The sequence below is a fragment of the Streptomyces sp. NPDC096105 genome (genome assembly GCF_044763335.1).
Taxonomy (GTDB): Bacteria; Actinomycetota; Actinomycetes; order Streptomycetales; family Streptomycetaceae; genus Streptomyces.
Map to the genome: position 1 here is coordinate 72,453 of NZ_JBIWGC010000017.1, position 13,254 is coordinate 85,706.

Here is a 13,254-nt window from a genome sequence, read left to right on the forward strand (position 1 = left end):
TCCCGGCCGCGCGGGGCGACTCCACTCGCCCCCGTCTACGAGCGGAGCGGCCCACCGGTTCGGGCTCGGCCCACGTGTTTCCGGACCGGGCAGGTCACGCTCGCCGCGATCATCACCGACGCGTCCAGCACCGACAACGAGGCGATGTACATGGGCCCTGACCACGGTGCGCGCGTCTCCCCGCTCGCGGAGGCCCTGGACGGCAAGGAGCTGTCGGTGGTCGAACGGACCCGGGAGATCGGCCTGATGCGGGCCCCCGGCGTCTCTCGCAACGACGGTACGGTCACCGTCGCCGACCGGGTCGGCACTGATGACATGAGCACGGCTGCACGCCTGGTCCTGGGCCAGGCGGTGCCGGCCGGCTGACGGCCGTCCGCCAGGGCCGAGACGTCCGTCAGCTGGGCTGCACGCGTTCGGTGCCGACCCGACGCCGCCGGGGCGAAGGAGTGCCGGTGGTCATCCCGCTCCGGGCCTCGGCCCGGTGTCGCCGGTACCCGTGCAGCGGCACCACCGTCGCGAGTGGCGCGTCGGTCACCGGCCGCAGCGCGATCACCGTCCCGTGCTGCGCGGCGCCGTGGCCTCCGGAGACGTCCGTCCCACCGGGCTCCTGAACGGAGACGGCCGCCGTCATCAGGGCGCGCGCGAGAGCTTCCGGTGACCGGCGGCACAGCTCGTTCAGGAAGCGGGTGCCGTCGTCGTCACCTGCTCCGGTTGTGGCGGCGACGGCATTGAGGAGCCGGCACAGCTCTTCGGTGGGCCGCGCCGGGGCTCGGGGCCCCGGGGCCGTGCCGAGGGCCGGCCGGTGCGCGGCCTCGCGGACGCCACCGTGCCCGGCCGGTCCGTCCCCGCCTGCGCCCGCCGCCTCCTGCGCCGGGCCGGTGGTGGGCCGGGGCACCCTTCGGAGCCGTACGGCACCGGGCGCCCACGGCGACGGGCCGCTCCTGCCGGTGCCGCGGACCTCGTGCCGCAGGATGTCCTCGTGGGCCCGGCGCAGCTCCGGTCCGGGGTCCGCGCCGATTTCGTCGGCCAGCGTGCGGCGCACCGTCTCGAAGCGTCCGAGCGCCTCGGCGGCCCGGCCCGAGGCGTAGAGGGCGTACAGCAGGACCACCCATGACGACTCGCGTAGCGGCTCCCGGGCGACGATCTCTTCGGCCGCGGCGACGGCCCGCGGGTGGTCTCCCTCCTCGTACAGGGCCCGCGCCCGCAATTCCTGAGCCTGGGAGCGGAGTTCCGTCATGCGGTACGCCTCGCCCTGGGCGTAACGGCGGCCCTGGGCGTCGTAGTACGGTTCGCCGCGCCACAGGGACAGGGCCGCCTCCGCCTCTCGCAGCGCCTGTCGCGTGCGGCCGGCGTCGAAGTGGGCACGGGCCCGGTTGGTGGCCGCTGTGAAGAGCGTGCTGTCCCGGTGCTCCACGGGCATCCGCAGGACGTATCCGGTCGCTTCGCGCCGGAGCACCGCGGCGTCGGGGTTGGGACCGGACGGGTTGAGCGTCGTGCGCAGCCTGCTGATGTGCGCCTGGACGGAGGACGCGGCGGCGGCCGGCGGCTCACCGTCCCACAGGTCGTGGCACAGGCGGCGCACGCTCAGCGGACAGGCGTCCGCGATCAGCAGCCGCAGCAGGAGTGCGCGGCGCTGCGGTGGTCCCAGGTCCAGGACGTCCGGCTCGCCCTCGCGGCGCAGCCGGAGCGGACCGAGGACGTCCACGTACAGGGGTGCGCCGGCCCTGTGGCGGGCGGCGTGTGCCCCGTTCGCGGTCGGCCGGTCCGTTCCGGGCTTCTGCGTGGTCTCGGTCACTTGCTCCCCCTGCCGGCGGTCACCCTGACGAGCACATCGTCGTCCGGCGCACTGCTCACACGGCAGACCGGTTTCCTGCTCACTTCGATCGGGACGCGGGGGGCCGGGGTGAACCGGGAGGGCGGCCACGACGTTCCAGAGGTGGTGGCGCGGGGGAAAGCGCAGGAGTGGTCATGAATTGCGAACAGGCGAAATCCGACCTGGCGGCCGAGATGCTGGCCGGTCGGGACGAACCGCGGGACGCGGCACACGCCGCCCATCTGCGCGGCTGCCCTTCCTGCCGGAGGGAGCGGGCGGAACTCCGGCAGGTCATACGGCTGTTGTCCGGAGTGTCGCCCAGCGAGTTGATGGGCATCCCTCCGGCACCGGACCCCGAGCGGGCGATCGCGGCACTGCGAGGCGAGGCGCCGGCGGTGACCGGGACCGGGGCGATCGGCCCGGCCGGCGACGCGGGGCAGCGCGGACGGCACACGCACCTCGCGGTCGCGGTCGCCTTCGCAGCCGGACTGATCTTCGGCGGCGGTATGGCGGTGGCGGTGGCGGGAAACGCTGGCCAGAACTCCGCCGAACGACAGGCACTGGTGGCCGGGCCGGTCCGCTCGCTGCACGCCCGCGATGTCCTGACAGGTGTTGAGGGGGAGGTCGAGACGCGGGCGCGGCGCTGGGGCACCGAGGTCCGGCTCACCTTGAGCGGAGTGGAGGGCCCGCGCCGGTGCTCGCTCGTCGCCATCGGCGAGTCGTCGCGCCGGGAGGTGATCTGCAACTGGGCGGTGTCCGGCAGGCGAGACGCGCAGCCGGGCGAGGGACGGCCCCGGCTGAACCTGGCCGGCAGCAGCTCGCTGCTCCAGCAGGAGATCACCGCGTTCGAGGTCGAGGCGTCCGACGGGGAGGTGTTGCTGCGGCTGGCTCCGTGACCGGCCCGCGTCGGATCAGGCTTCGCCCTCCCGGAGCGCGGTTCCGACGCCGGGAACCGGGCCGGTGGCGGGAGAGCGCGCCGGAGCCTTGCGGCCGGACGGCGCGGGCCGGGTGTGCCTCGTGCTCGAGCAACCGCAGGTGTGGTCGACGCGTCCGGCCGCCGTACCGCCCTGCCCTCGATGCTGGAGCCGCTCGGCGTCACACCGCGCGTGCTGCGGGAGGGGACCGGCTTCCGCTACTGCACCCGTTTCTTCCGTGCCGACGGACGCGGTGCCCCGGCGTCACGCCCGTGGCCGCTCACCCACCACAACAGCCTGTCGCTCATCACGGTCCCCGCCGGCAACGACATCTGGTCGGTGACTCTGGTGGCCTCGGGCCGCGACCAGGAGTTGCGGCGGCTGAGCGATCCGGTGGTCTGGGATCGTGTGCTGTCGCTGTATCCGAGCGCCGCGCACTGGGCCGACGGCGTCCCGCTGACGGATGTGCGGGTCATGGGCGGTGCCGGCATGGTCCGCCGCCGCTGGGTCGCCGACGGTGATCCACTGGTCACGGGCCTGGTCGCGATCGGGGACGCGTGCATGACCAGCGACCCCCAGTTCGCCATGGGGATGACGGCCGGGCTGGGGCAGGCGCTGCTGCTGCGTGACACGGTGCGCGCGCCCGGCGTCCGGGACACGGTCGTGGTCGTGACCGGGCTCGACGCGCGCCTGGAGGACCGATACTGGCCGATGTGGTCGCAGGGCCAGACCTGGGACCGCCACCGGCTCGCCGAGATCGACGCGGAGATGCGCGGCGAGGCCTACGAGACGGACGACCCGACCTGGAACTCCCGCGTCGCCCTCGAGGCGGCGGCACCGCTGGACGCCGAACTCCTCCGCGCGAACGGGCAGATCGCGTGCATGCTGGCGACGGCCGCGCAGGCGCTGTCCACAACCGGTCTGCTGGCCCGAGTCGTCGAACTCGGGTCCGGCCGGCCTCCCGGTACCGGGAGGCCGGCCGGACCGCACGCAGTTGCTCACCACCGCCGGCCGCGCGGCCTAGGCCCGGCCGGAGAAGTCTTCGCCCCGACCGCGCTGTGCCCGGCGGTCGGGTTCCGGGCCGTGATGTGGGCCGGTGCGCCAGGCGGTCGGATGCTGGTCGCGGCGCGGGGTGGCGGATTCAGAACGACTGGTGCATGCGGGCGATGTCGTGCAGCGAGCTGCCCGCCACGAGGCCCGCACCGACCACGGCCGGTTCGTCCTGCCGCGCCTTTCGTCCGGGGCCGCCCCGGCGCGTCCACGCGACCCGGGCCCCTAGCGCGGCCAGGATGAACCACCCGGCGTCCGGCATCCCGACGAGCAGCCCCAGGCCGAACAGGATGCCCATCTGGCGGGAGGAACCGCCGAAGAGCTGGAGCAGGGCGCCGGGTACGGCCCACAGCGCCATCTCCCGCACGGCCGCTCCGCCGTCGAGGCCCGCGGCGATGGTGTCGGCGTACACCCGGGCGATGGGCGGCACATCCGACTCCGACAGGAACCCCCGCCAGGTGACGGCCACGACGACGACCGCGACGCCGAAGCCGACCAACTGGGCGAGGTACTGCTGCCGCCGCCCGGCCAGTTCGTAGGGCCGCCACGGTGTCGCGCCGCGCCGCAGCAGCCAGCCGCTCTTCAGGTCGAAGCCCATGTCGGCGAAGGCCGGCCCCGTGGCGGCGATGTATCCCGTGAGCAGGGCCAGCGGCACCGTCGGCATGCCGATGAGCAGGCCGGCCATCATGAAGACGACCGTGAGGGCGAACGCGGGGAACCAGCCCGAGTGCATGGCGGTCAGCCCCACGATGAGCTGGTGCGCCAACGCGGCCACCCCCGCGAAGAGCACCCAGCCGATCAGCGCGACACCCCCCAGGTCGGCGCTCAGTCCGCCGAACAGGGCCAGGGCCGACGCCCCCAGGATCAGGAGCACGCCGCCCTCCACCAGTCCGCGCCGCAGCCGCGCGCCGTCCACCGTGCGCCGCCCTGGATCGAACCGGTCCTCCTCCGCCGCGTCGGTTCCGTCCTCCCCGGGCGGGGTGGTGACGGTCTCCGGGAGCGCGCTGCCCTCGTCGGAGCGCAGCAGCAGACGGACGGCCTGGGCCAGCGCCACGCATCCGGCGCCGATCATGATGCCGTGCGGCACGTGACGGGCGGCGAGGTCGACGTCCAGCAGGGAGGGCACGTACTGGGCGATGAGGAGGCCCACCGCGAACACGCCCAGGGCCCATACGTTTCCCAGGAAGGCCAGCCCGGCCGAGCCCAGCGGGAGTCGCAGGGCCGTCCCGGCCGCTCCCACGAGGGCGCTCAGGGCCAGGATGCGGGCCTTGCGGCCTCCCTGGTCGCCTGCCTCGATGGTCTCGGCTGCCGCGATGCCGGTCGGCCACGGTGCGTCGGCGGGCAGCAGGGCCGAGTCGAAGGTCCGGTAGAGCACCCAGCTGTCGACGGCCAGCCCGACGACCGCACCGCCGAGCAGCGTCCAGACCAACTCGGGCCGGCCCAGTGCCACGGGGACGGCCAGTGGCATGAGCAGCGAGTTGGCGGCCCCGAAGGTGGACCCGGAGACGGCCGACTGCACCAGGTTCTGCCGCTGCGGGTCACGCATGCGGGACAGACCGGCCACTTCGGTCCGGCCGAGCGCCATGGCCACCACGGCGCCGATGACCGCGGTGTTGGCCGCGACGCCCACGGTGGTGATCAGTACCAGGCCGGTGACCGAGCCGAGTACGGACAGGACGACGACCAGTGACAGCGTCACCGGCTCGAAGGCGCGGGGATGCGCATGCCGGGCGGCCGCCGTGCCGCGGGTGGGGGAGCGGGACATGGGCCGGGACGGCCTTCCTGGGACGCGAAACGATGCCTTGTGACGTATCTGTCCGGCGGCTGTCCGCACGAGCACGGATCGGCAGGAACCGCCACGGGACACGCACCGCCGATCGGCGGTGCCGTAAGTCATTGTGTCCTACCGACTTGCCCCTCCGTGTGCGGGCTCGGTGGGAACGCGCAGGCCACGGGCTCGTCAACGGGCATGGAGGGAGTCCCCCGACGCGGTGACGAGACCGACACCGGGATAGAACTTCCGCTGGTTCGACAGGATCATGTCCCGCGGACCGGTCAGGCCGGCGGCGTCCCTGACCCGGGCGGCGAAGGCCCGGGAGGACAGCGGGTTCGCCCCCTCGGGACGGCACCAGCTCCGGTAGGCGCTGTAGAGCAGGGTCTGCTCGGTCCTCGTCGACGGATCCAGCCGGCAGCACTCCTCCAGGAAGCGGCCCGCGTGGTCCTCCGTCTGCGCGTAGGCGTCCGTCGCCGCCCGCACCCTCTCGGGGCCGGCGAGGTCGCGCGGCCCGTCCAGGTAGCGCCGCGCACCCGCGACGAGCCACCGCAGGATGCCCGGCCCCTCCTCGGCCACCAGGACGTCCGCCAGGTTCTCCACCGTACGGTCGTCGGCCACCACCCGTTCGAAGGGGACGACCCTGATCCTGCGCCAGAAGGCGAAACCGCCCGTGCCGACCTCGGGCCAGTGGTTGCCGAGCAGCCAGAGTTTGTGCGTCGGGCGGAAGGCGAAGAAGTCCTGGCGCATGCGGCGGGCCTTGAGCCGGTCGCCGCCGGTGAGCAGTTTCACCCGCGCCTCGTCGAAGCGGTCTCCGGGCCGCAGTTCCGAGCAGACGACGATGCGCCGCCCGTGCAGCTCAGCCAGGTCTGTGGGATGCCCGTCGAAGGGCTGGGCCATCAGGAAGCCGGGCGGTGCCGCGTCGGCGTAGTCACCGAGCAGTCTCATCATCACGTCGAGCAGCACGCTCTTGCCGTTCTTGCCCTGTCCGTACAGGAAAGGCATGACCTGCGCGCCCACGTCGCCCGTGATGGAGTACCCGAGCAGCTCGTGCAGGTAGGTCGTCATGCGCAGGCCCTCGGCGTCATCGCCGAAGGTGTCCGTGAGGAACCGGTCCCAGTGCGGCGTGGGCATGTCCTGGGGCGCGACGGCGGTGCAGCGGGCGTGCGGGTGCCGCTCCGGATCCGGGCGGGTCACCCCACCCGTGCGCAGGTCCACCACTCCGGCCGGCGTGCACAGGGCGTAGGGGTCGGCATCCAGCGCGGCCGGGTTCAGCACCATGCCGGGGGCGGATTTCGCCTGCTCCAGGACGGCCTTCATCCCCGACGTCGACAGTGCCCGCCGGCGGTTGCGTGCGAGCGCGGCGGTGGTGTGCCGGCCGGTGACGTCGCGCTCGGCCAGGGACTCCGCCAGCTCGCCCGCGGCCCACAGCGCGGCGTCGTCCTCGTCGAGCCGCCAGCGGCAGCCTGACCAGCGGTACCAGCCGTGACCCGGTACGTACCGGAACTCCCGGGCGTACCGGGCAACGAAGAGCTTGGCGTTGCCGCGGTCGGTCGGGCTGTCGGGTACCAGCCCGTACCGGGTCGCTGCGAGGGACGGCTCGCGGTACCCGTCCGGCTCGGGCACGTCGAACAGCGCCTCCGCCACCACGGTGGTCCGGTTACGCATGCACACCCCCTCGGGACGCCGCCCGGCCGGCCGGGCGTGAGCCGGCCGGACCGATGTCCAGCCCTCTGTTCAGCGACTGAAGCGACCGGCCTTCCGGTATGGGTCTACGAACAGGCCCGGCCGGTGGTTCACCCCGGCCCGTCGGCGCGGCCGGCACACGGGACTCACGACGTGGTCAGGGCGGGCGCGGTGACAGGGGGGGCACCGGAGGTCTCACCTCAGCCCCGCGCTCGGCGTTCCCTCCGGCTCGGCCAGGTCGCGGAGCGCCTCCAGCAGAGCGCCGTACGCGAGGGACGAGCGCGGGTGTGTGGCGCGCAGGTGTGCCTCGACTTCCTGGGCGGGCCCACGCAGGGCCTCCCCGGCCGCGGTGGCCGATACCTCGACCCGTCGCTCGTCGTCGGGCCGGCGGCGGCGGTCGACCAGCCCTGACGCCTCCATCCGCTTCAGCAGCGGGGACAGCGTGCCGGAGTCCAACTGGAGGAACGCGCCCAGTTCCCCGACCGTGGTCGGTCCGCGGTCCCACAGGACCAGCATGACCAGGTACTGCGGGAAGGTGAGTCCCAGCCGCTCCAGCCGGGGGCGGCAGCGGCCGGCCAGGGCCCGGGCCGCCACGTGGAGGACCAGGCTGAGGTGATCCCCGGTCCGGTCAGCGGCCGCGACCGGCTCATGCAGCGTCGCCACCGCCACCGTCGCCGACTGCCGGTCCTGGTCCATGCGTGTCCTCCCAGACGAAGCGGGCCGCCCGGGCGCGGCCGGCCTTCTCCGGTCCTACGTCGGACCGGCGCCCCGGGTTCGGTCGCCCGGCAGGAAGAACGCGTCGGCTCCCCGTCCCGTACGTGCTACCAGATGGTCACCCAGCACTGCTGCGCCAGTAGCACGTACGCCGCGACGGTGACGGTCCGGTGCTACAGGATGACGGCGACGAATTCCCGGATCGTCGCGCTGGGCCGGAAGCAGGCGTCGGTGGGTGAACCGAGCGCGTGGCCCCGCACTCCCGTGGCGCGGGCCAGAAGGGCGGCGCGGAAGGCGTGGAAGTCGTTGGTCACGATCACACACCGGTAGTCGGTCCCGGTCCGCTCCATGGTGGCTTTGTTGAACCGCAGGTTCTCCTCGGTCGTCCGGGAACCTCGTGTCTCCTCGCGCCGGACAGCGCGTACACCCGTCCCTACGAGGCAGGCCCTCCCGAGGTTCGGAAACGGTCGGGTTGCGTTTGGCAGCGACAAGGTTTCGACATGGGTGTCTCAAGTTCTATCCGTGCAGTGTGTGGTTGATCTGCCGCGTGTGAGCGGGAGGGCTGCCACAACGAGATCTGATCGACGATGAGGGCGCCACGGAATGAGGCGGGCCGACGGTAGTGCGCCGGGCCGGGTACGGGGACCGCGGGAACCGCGGACGAGTGCGAAGAGTACAACCGGTTGTTGTATGCGGAGCATGGATCGCTGCTGTTGCGGTACGCGGTGCGGCCGCTGACCAGGAACTGGCACCGGGCGGAGCGGGCTCCAGGAGGCCGCCGTCCGCGCGTGACGGCACGCCTCGGTGCTGGGGATGAAGGTCGAGGAGGCACGGCCGTCGATGTTCATGGTGGTGCGCAACCGGGTGACCGACCACCACCGCCACCGCCTGATCCGCCCGCCGGAGAGTGTGCCGAGGGAGCTGTTGGCCGATCGAGGACGGCCCGGACGGGCTGCTCACGAGACGGGCCGTGACCGAAGCGCTGGAGGAGTTGAGCGAGCAGCACCGGGAGGTCATCCAGCTGATGTACTGCCTTGAGTGCCGTGGCACAGGCGGCGGAGCACCTGGGGGTACTGCCGAGGACATGTAAACCGCGGTCGTGCTAAGCGCTGCGGGCTCTGCAGAAGGTCTTCGCCGAGCGGGGCATCACCCGCTGAGGCCGCTCCCGGTGGCGCCGGCAGCGGGGTTCCTCACACCTTCACCGCCACCCCCGCCGTCCGGGCGGTGAGCGAGGCGCGGGCCTCCTCGGACATGAAGGGCTCGGCCACGCGCAGGAGCTCCGTGCGGAGCGGCGCCGGACGCAGGGTCGCCGGATCGAGGTTCACCTGTGTCCGCCGGCCCGTGGCGTGCACCACCGAGCCGTCGGCCGACAGGAGGCGGAACGCGTAGCGGTAACTGGTCCGCCCCACCTGCTCGATCCAGAAGTGCACCCGGATCTCGCCCATCCGCGTGATGGGTGCCTCGTAGGTCACCTCGAGGGCTCGTACGACCTGCACCACTTGTCCGTTCCCCGTTGTGCCAGTGCCGCCCAGGGACACGTCCTGCGCCGCCCAGTGGGCCATCACCGCCCGTTCGAGCAGGACGGCGTAGCGGCCATGGTGCACCATCCCGTACGAGTCCAGGTCGTCGAAGTAGACCGGAACCGTCCTGTACGCCCCCACGCCGTCCCAGCGCTCCACAACCACCATCGTCATCACGCCTCATTTCGGTATTGGCCTATTTTTGCGCTTGTCCGAAGGGGGCAACGGGTGCGGTCGGGTTTCGGTTCACCGGGGGGCGTGGGCTGCGGCAACAGCAGCCCCTGTCCCGGGTGGTGCAGCCCGAGAGAGACCTATTTGCCGTCGGGGTCCAGGCGCTGGCCGCTCGTGCGCTCCTTCATGAGGAACCGCGCCCCGGGCCGATGTGCTGGAACTCCAGGTGACCTCACCGCAGGCGTTCTGCGCCAGCCTCCAACCGATCATCGTTGTGACTGCGCTGGTGCTGGCCCTGGGGAGCGCTGCCCTGGCGTTCGCGACCGCCCCGGAGGGGAGCGGTCTTCTCGATGCTGAGCCAGTGCAGGAGGATGATCTGCCTTTGCCGCCGGTCGACCAACCGGACGGATAAGCCATCACGCCGATAGACGGAACGGCCTATCAGTCTTCCTGATGGACCATTACGAAAGATACAGACTAAGCAGTCACCCACTGGTGTCGGTTGGTGCTACTGCACACCTCGGTGCGAACAAAATATGTGCCTGTGGTGCGTGCCAGGCAACGGCCGGTCTGCTTATTGACGCGTCGATTCTGCCCATCTACCGACCACTGCTGGTAGGTGCCTCCATTGCACTGCAGCATGTAGACATCACCTGCCGAGTTGCTGTCGAGGCACAGGAAGCTTATGAGATTCCTTATGGAGCCAGAATCCCAGAACCATGCCTGGCTGGCATTTTCGCTGTCGCAAGTATTGAGTCTTACATAGGAACCTTCAGGGTTGGAAAGGCAGATTCCGCCGTTTACGTTCTTGACAAGCCACCCATCGAATGTCCCGGACTGAGCGCTGCTTACGGCGGCTGGAACCTGCATGGGCTTCGAGGGCAGCAACGTGCCCCTCCTTGGTCCTTCAACGAAGAGGGCATACGACAGCCACTACGAGTGGTTCCCCCTGCCGGTTCACTGTTGAGGCTCGGAGGGGCACTGCACTGTAGGAGGCTCTGTTCCGTAGTCGGTGGTGACGGTGCGTTCTCCTTTGGATGTGGTGACGGAGAAGGTCGGTGTCCCTGCAGGCGCTCGGGGTGGGTGAGCAGGAGCCGGGCGAGGCGGCGGGGGATCGTCAGAGTGCGGTTGCCTTCGGCGCGGCCCTGATTGAGGTAGCGGGCCAGGAGGTTGGCGCTGCTGGCATAGCCCAGTTCCCAGGAGGTGTGTGAGGGGAACAGCCGAGTTGTCGGACCGCTCTGGCCGCCTGGTCGACCCCTGACGCGACCACCTGCGCCAGGGCCGGTGCAGGGCTGGCCAGCCACCAGGCGGGCGGTCTCCGCCTCACTGTGGTCGGGTCCCGTGACGCGGTAGGGCTCTTGGTCGTTGCGGCTGGTGATTTCACTCGCCAATGTCTCGACGCAGGGGCTCTGTTGGCCTCGTACCGAGCCATGCTCGACGTCCCTCATGAGGGCACGGGCCGCAGCCGGAGGGTTTCGTCATCCTCGACGGCACCCGTCGCCGACGCCAGCAACCGGATAGACGCGATGTGGGAACGGTGTGCCTGCGTCGGTGGCGCGGCGTTCGGTCCGGGCGCGCTGAGAGCCGGCCACGCATCGATGCTGATCACCGGCTGACCGCCAGACTGGTGCTCCTTGACCTGTTCGTTGATGTAGCGGAACTGTGCGTCCCGGTCGGGGTGTTGCTTGCCCTCCAGCGTCTTGGCGCTGGCCTGCAGACTGAAGCCCTGCCTCTTCAGCAGTCGGCCGACGGTCGGGGCGGAGACCGGGGGCCCTTGCCTGGTCAGCTCCTCGGCGAGGTTGCGCAGGGACTTGGTGGTCCAGCGCAGCGGCGACATCGGATCACCCCGCTCGTCCGGCTCCACCAGCCTTAGACGTCGTCTCATTTGGTGAGTCTGCGGTAGCAGATGAGGCTGCAGGCGATGGCGGTGAAGGCCAGGAAGTGCTCGGTCTTGCGTTCGTAATCAGACGCCGCTGCCGCTCGTTCAGATGTGGCAACAGGACCTGGAGCCGCAGCGCGAGCTGGTCCAGAACGCCGTCGGCGAAGCTCATACCAGAGCAACGGGGTTGTCCTATAAAAGCAACGGGTTGTTCCTTGACGGCTTCAATGCGTGCGACATCGCTGCCAGGACACGCCGGGCAGGACCGCGCCGATGGAGTCGACCAGGCCGGCGTGGGCGTCGGAGATGACCAGCTGGACGCCGGACAGGCCGCGGGCGATCAGCGAGCGCAGGAAGGCCAGCCAGCCGGCGCCGTCCCCAGCGGTGGCGACGTCCAGGCCGAGGATCTCACGGTGGCCGTCGGCGTTGACACCGACCGCGATCAGCGCGTGGATGTCGATGATGCGGCCGCCCTCGCGGACCTTCTGCGTGAGCGCGTCGACCCAGACGAACACGTAGGGGCCAGCGCCGAGGGGCCGGTTGCGGAAGGCTGCGTCTTGTTCGTCCAGGCGCTTCGCCATCGCGCTGAGCTGGGACTTCGACAGCTGGGTGACGCCCAGGGACTCGGCGAGCTTCTCCACTCGGCGGGTGGAGACGCCGAGGAGTAGGCGATGGCGACCACCGAGATGAGGGCCTGTTCGGCCCGTCGTCGTCGCTCCAGCAGCCGGTGCGGGAAGTAACTGCCGGACCTGAGCTTGGGGATGGCCAGTTCGACGGCGCCGGCGTGGGTGTCCCACTCGCGCGGGCGATATCCGTTGCGGTGGTTGACTCTCTCCTCGCTGACCTGGCCGTATTCGGCGTTGCAGACGGCGTCGGCTTCCGCGGACATGAGCGCGTCGACGAACGTCCTGATCATCGCCCGCAGCAGATCGGGACTCGCCGCGGCGAGGTTGTCCTCGGCGAGGGCGTGCAAGGGCACACTGCCAGGTACGGTCATCGTGCTGATCTCCTTCGAGCTTCGACACCCTCCGAAGATCAGCCGGTGGCCGTTCATCTATGCGGGCCTCATCCCGATGCCGGAGCAAACCCCCGAATCAGGTCGCACCCGTACACCATCTCCATGGACACAACCCCGTGCCGCGCTCTGTTAGGGAAACGAAACGCCTTGCCTCGGCAGCCTTGTCCCTGACGGCCAGGGACTGCCGGCCGGGGAACAGGAGGCTCCACCATGCGCGCACCCACCCTTCGCAGGCGCACGACACTTGGGCTCTGCGCCCTCGTACTCTCCCTCTCTTTCAACACGGCCTGCACCACGGAGAAGGAGAAGGACTCCGGGTCCCCGACCGCCACCAGCAGCCTCTCGGCCGAGGACAAGCAGGCCAAGGCCTACGACTGCCTGCGCAGCAACGGCGTCGAGGTCACCGAGGGCGAGAGCGGCGGCGGCGTGGGCATCAACAGCAACGGCATGTCGCAGGAGAAGCTGGCCGAAGTGGCCGAGAAGTGCGGACTCGACTCCAAGGGCCCCGGGGACACCCTGTCCCAGGGCGACAAGGACAAGGCGCTCGGGTTCGCCCGCTGCATGCGGGACGAGGGGTTCGACTACGACGACCCGGACCTGAACGCCGGGGTCTCCAAGGCCCAGCCCGTCCCCAAGGGCCAGGAGGAGGCGTTCGCCGCCGCCACCGAGAAGTGCCAGAAGAAGGCCGGCTTCTGAAGCGCGGGCCGGGACGGACGAA

General features: G+C 71.0%; 10 protein-coding genes and 2 pseudogenes. 3 read left to right on the forward strand and 9 right to left on the reverse strand.

The features are described from left to right. Positions 1-150 precede the first annotated feature (150 nt). The gene (locus tag ACIQ8B_RS24365; RefSeq protein WP_403549571.1) at positions 151-366 is read left to right on the forward strand and encodes a hypothetical protein; all 216 of its coding nucleotides are present in this window, start codon (positions 151-153) and stop codon (positions 364-366) included. 28 nt (positions 367-394) lie between these two features. Here ACIQ8B_RS24365 and ACIQ8B_RS24370 read toward each other — a convergent pair whose 3' ends face one another. Beyond that, positions 395-1,795, reverse strand: a complete 1,401-nt coding sequence (locus ACIQ8B_RS24370) for a BTAD domain-containing putative transcriptional regulator (protein ID WP_403549572.1) — start codon at positions 1,793-1,795, stop codon at positions 395-397. 173 nt (positions 1,796-1,968) lie between these two features. Here ACIQ8B_RS24370 and ACIQ8B_RS24375 point away from each other — a divergent pair, with 173 nt between their 5' ends. Further along, positions 1,969-2,709 carry a hypothetical protein gene (locus ACIQ8B_RS24375; protein ID WP_403549574.1) on the forward strand — a complete coding sequence of 247 codons (741 nt, stop codon included), beginning with the start codon at positions 1,969-1,971 and terminating at the stop codon, positions 2,707-2,709. A gap of 1,159 nt (positions 2,710-3,868) precedes the next feature. Here ACIQ8B_RS24375 and ACIQ8B_RS24380 read toward each other — a convergent pair. The 8 genes and pseudogenes from ACIQ8B_RS24380 to ACIQ8B_RS24415 form a co-directional block, all read right to left on the reverse strand. Next, on the reverse strand, positions 3,869-5,542 hold the full coding sequence (locus tag ACIQ8B_RS24380) for an OPT/YSL family transporter (protein WP_403549576.1): 1,674 nt from the start codon (positions 5,540-5,542) through the stop codon (positions 3,869-3,871). Between the two features lie 195 nt (positions 5,543-5,737). Further along, on the reverse strand, positions 5,738-7,216 hold the full coding sequence (locus ACIQ8B_RS24385) for a phage/plasmid primase, P4 family (protein WP_403549578.1): 1,479 nt from the start codon (positions 7,214-7,216) through the stop codon (positions 5,738-5,740). A 213-nt stretch (positions 7,217-7,429) separates the two neighbouring features. Further along, positions 7,430-7,930: a MarR family winged helix-turn-helix transcriptional regulator gene (locus ACIQ8B_RS24390; RefSeq protein ID WP_403549580.1), complete on the reverse strand. Its 501-nt coding sequence runs from the start codon at positions 7,928-7,930 to the stop codon at positions 7,430-7,432. A 191-nt stretch (positions 7,931-8,121) separates the two neighbouring features. Beyond that, positions 8,122-8,439 carry an ElyC/SanA/YdcF family protein gene (locus ACIQ8B_RS24395; protein WP_403549582.1) on the reverse strand — a complete coding sequence of 106 codons (318 nt, stop codon included), beginning with the start codon at positions 8,437-8,439 and terminating at the stop codon, positions 8,122-8,124. A 699-nt stretch (positions 8,440-9,138) separates the two neighbouring features. Beyond that, positions 9,139-9,642, reverse strand: coding sequence for an acyl-CoA thioesterase (locus ACIQ8B_RS24400; RefSeq protein ID WP_403549584.1), 504 nt, complete (start codon positions 9,640-9,642; stop codon positions 9,139-9,141). Positions 9,643-10,116: 474 nt separating this feature from the next. Further along, a complete protein-coding gene (locus tag ACIQ8B_RS24405; RefSeq protein WP_403549688.1) occupies positions 10,117-10,509 on the reverse strand; it encodes an RICIN domain-containing protein in 393 nt (130 codons plus the stop codon). Positions 10,510-11,233: 724 nt separating this feature from the next. Next, positions 11,234-11,512, reverse strand: a pseudogene (locus tag ACIQ8B_RS24410) (winged helix-turn-helix domain-containing protein); the annotation flags it as partial. Positions 11,513-11,745: 233 nt separating this feature from the next. Then, positions 11,746-12,515, reverse strand: a pseudogene (locus ACIQ8B_RS24415) (IS256 family transposase); the annotation flags it as partial. Between the two features lie 231 nt (positions 12,516-12,746). On the opposite strand from ACIQ8B_RS24415, the gene ACIQ8B_RS24420 reads away from it, so the two are divergent. Then, positions 12,747-13,232, forward strand: coding sequence for a hypothetical protein (locus tag ACIQ8B_RS24420; protein ID WP_403549586.1), 486 nt, complete (start codon positions 12,747-12,749; stop codon positions 13,230-13,232). Positions 13,233-13,254 lie beyond the last annotated feature (22 nt).